Annotated in this window: 3 protein-coding genes; 1 reads left to right on the top strand and 2 read right to left on the bottom strand. The window is 73.6% G+C overall.

Going from position 1 to position 3,088, the window contains the following annotated elements:
- Positions 1 to 215: 215 nt before the first annotated feature.
- Both ABZW03_RS39160 and ABZW03_RS39155 read right to left on the bottom strand, forming a co-directional pair.
- On the bottom strand, positions 216 to 1,247 hold the full coding sequence (locus ABZW03_RS39160) for an agmatine deiminase family protein (protein ID WP_355269395.1): 1,032 nt from the start codon (positions 1,245 to 1,247) through the stop codon (positions 216 to 218).
- Positions 1,248 to 1,454: 207 nt separating this feature from the next.
- Entirely contained in the window at positions 1,455 to 2,033 is a 579-nt protein-coding gene (locus ABZW03_RS39155) for a TetR/AcrR family transcriptional regulator (RefSeq protein ID WP_355269393.1), read from the bottom strand.
- Positions 2,034 to 2,155: 122 nt separating this feature from the next.
- Between ABZW03_RS39155 and ABZW03_RS39150 the strand changes: the two genes are divergently transcribed.
- On the top strand, positions 2,156 to 3,088 hold a 933-nt coding region (locus tag ABZW03_RS39150; RefSeq protein WP_355269391.1), incomplete at its 3' end, for an aldo/keto reductase.

Here is a 3,088-nt window from a genome sequence, read left to right as displayed (position 1 = left end):
GGTCGACGCGGTGCCGGCGCCGCCCTCGGCGCCGTTGCGGTCGCAGGCGGCGAGGCCGAGGGTGAGCGCGCCGACACCGGCGCCGACACCGGCGAGGCGGCGCAGCAGGGTGCGGCGGGACGGGGCGTGGGACATGGGGGAACTCCGGTCGGTGGTCGGGGTGGTGGTCGGGCTCTGCCCGGCGGACGGGCCCCGCGCGGCGGGCGGGAGGGCGGCTACGGCAGCGGTTCGTGCATGGTCGAGCAGTGGATGCCGCCGCCCCCGGCCATCAGCCGGTCGACGTCGAGCTGCACCACCTCGCGGCCGGGGAAGGCCGCGGCGAGCGCCTCCCGGGCGGCAGCGTCCTTGCGGGCGTCGCCGAACTGGGTGGTGATGACCCCGCCGTTGACGAGGACGAAGTTGAGGTAGGAGTCGACGAACTTCGAGCTGCGGGAGCGGACGGTGTCCGGGCCGTGCACGGGGACGACCTGCAGGCGGCGGCCGCGGGCATCGGTCGCGGCGGACAGGAGGGCGAACTGCTCGCGGGCGTCGCGCGCCCAGACGTCGGTGCGGTCGGCCGGTGGCAGCTGGACCATCACCACGCCGGGGCGGACGAACCGGGAGGTGACGTCCACGTGGTCGTCGGTGATGTCCTGGCCCTTGATGCCCGGCAGCCAGATCATGGTGTCCGCGCCGTAGGCGTCCAGGACGGCCTCCTCGATCTCGTCCCGGCTCATGCCGCGGTTGCGGTTCTTGTTGACCAGGCTGCTCTCGGTGGCCATCACGGTGCCGTCGCCGTCGGTCTCGATCGCGCCGCCCTCGCCGACGAAGTCCGCGTAGGTGTGGCGCAGGCCGCGGCGGGCGGCGAGGCGCTCGGCGACGCGGGCGTCGTCGTGGTGGACCTGCTTGTCGCCCCAGCCGTTGAAGTTGAGGACCACGGCGTCCAGGCCGCCGTAGCCGTCGCGGCGGAAGACCGGCGCGGTGTCGCGCATCCACAGGTCGTCGGTGGGGATGGCGGTGATCACCTCCACCGCGGAGCCGCAGGCGGCCTGCGCCTTGCCGGCCGTCCAGTCGTCGGGGGCGCACATCACCACGGGCTCGAACTCGGCGATGGTGCGGGCGATCAGGGCGATGTCCGCCTGGACGCCGCCCAGGCGCAGGCCCCAGACCCCCCGGCGGGAGGGCCAGGACATCCAGGTCCGCGCGTGCGGGACGTCGTCCGCCGGGACCCAGGGGTACGGGCGGTCGTCGCGGTGGTGGTGGGGCATGAGGGTCTCCAGATCGACGGGCTCGGCACCGACTCCACTCTTGGTGCCGTGGCGTGGCGGCGCACCACGGGGGACGGGGCGCCGGCGACAGGATTCAGGCTCGCATTGACTGAAAATTCAGTCAAACCGGCGGGTGTTCCGTGACGCATCCGCAGTACGTGGCATACGCGGAGTGACGTCCGCCGGTGTCCGGGCGGTCCGGGTGGATCAGGGGGCGAGCCGGTCGACCTCGGCGTCGATCGCGTCGGCCAGGAGCGTCCGGGCCTGCGGCAGCGGCAGGCTGCCGCTGAGCCAGCGGGTGCTCAGCCCCTCCAGCAGCGCGGTCAGCCGCTCCGCCGCCCCGGCCAGCGCGACCGCCGAGGCCATCGGCCGTACCCCGCCGAGCAGTTCCGCGATCTCCTGCACCCAGATCCGGGTGGCCCGCGCCAGCTCCTCGCGCAGCGTCTCGTCGAACACCGCGCTCGCCCGCAGCTCGCCCCAGGCGATGCTGTTCTCCCGCACCTCGGTGGTGTCCTGGAGCTCCAGCAGCAGGGTCTGCTCCAGCTCCTCGCGGGGCGTCGGCGGCGGCGCGCCCTCGGCGCGCTCCGTCGTGTACCGCTCCGCCCGGTCGCTGATGAACTCCAGCGTCTGCCGGAGGACCCCCGTACGGTCCTTGAAGTGGTAGTAGATCAGCGCGGTGGACACGCCCGCCTCGGCCGCGAGCTCCTCCACCCGCAGCCCGCGCACCCCGTGCCGCGCGATCACCCGCGCCGCTGCTTCCATGATCGACGTTTTACGACTGGCCATGATCGCCCACCCTACCCCGGGGGTGCGGTGCCGGTCCGGCCGTCGACTGAAAATTCGGTCAGGGTTTGGGGCCGGCCGGGGTGCGCGTCCGTCCGGGGTCGGCGCGTGAGAGGCTCTGCCCCATGGAACAGCGCGTACTCGGCCGCACCGGCCGTCCCGTCTCGATCGTCGGACTCGGCACCTGGCAGCTCGGCGCGGACTGGGGAGACGTCCGGGAGGAGGACGCCCTGGCCGTGCTGGAGGCCTCGGTGGAGGCCGGCGTCACCCTCTTCGACACCGCCGACGTCTACGGCGACGGCCGCAGCGAGCGGTTGATCGGCCGCTTCCTGAAGGACCGCCCGGACGCGGAGGTGTTCGTCGCCACCAAGTTCGGCCGCCGGGTCGAGCAGCGGCCCGAGCACTACAACCTGGCCAACTTCCGTGCCTGGGCCGACCGTTCGCGGGCCAACCTGGGCGTGGAACGGCTCGACCTGGTGCAGCTGCACTGCCCGCCGACGCCCGTCTTCTCCTCGGACGAGGTGTTCGACGCCCTGGACACCCTGGTGGAGGAGGAGCGGATCGCCGCCTACGGGGTGAGCGTGGAGACCTGCGAGGAGGCGCTGACCGCGATCGCCCGCCCGAACGTCGCGAGCGTCCAGATCATCCTGAACGCCTTCCGGCTCAAGCCCCTGGAGCGGGTGCTGCCCGCGGCCGAGGCGGCCGGGGTGGGAATCCTCGCCCGGGTGCCGCTGGCCTCGGGCCTGCTGTCGGGCCGGTACGACGAGCGCACCGTCTTCGCCCCGGACGACCACCGCACCTACAACCGCCACGGCGAGGCCTTCGACCAGGGGGAGACCTTCTCCGGGGTGGACTTCGCGACCGGCCTCGAGGCGGCGGCGGAGTTCGCCGCGCTCGCACCCGAGGGCGCGAGCGCGGCGCAGACGGCGCTGCGGTGGGTCACCCAGCAGCCGGGGGTGACGTCCCGGTCGGCGGAGTCGGGCAGCCCCTGGCGGTTGAGGCTCTCGAAGCCCAGCGCCAGGCCGAGGAACTGGAACGGGACCGCGATGACCACCGCG

This window comes from Kitasatospora sp. NPDC004799 (assembly GCF_040609095.1).
GTDB lineage: Bacteria > Actinomycetota > Actinomycetes > Streptomycetales > Streptomycetaceae > Kitasatospora.
The sequence above is the reverse complement of the archived record's forward strand: the minus strand, read 5'-3'. Positions and strand labels throughout refer to the sequence as shown.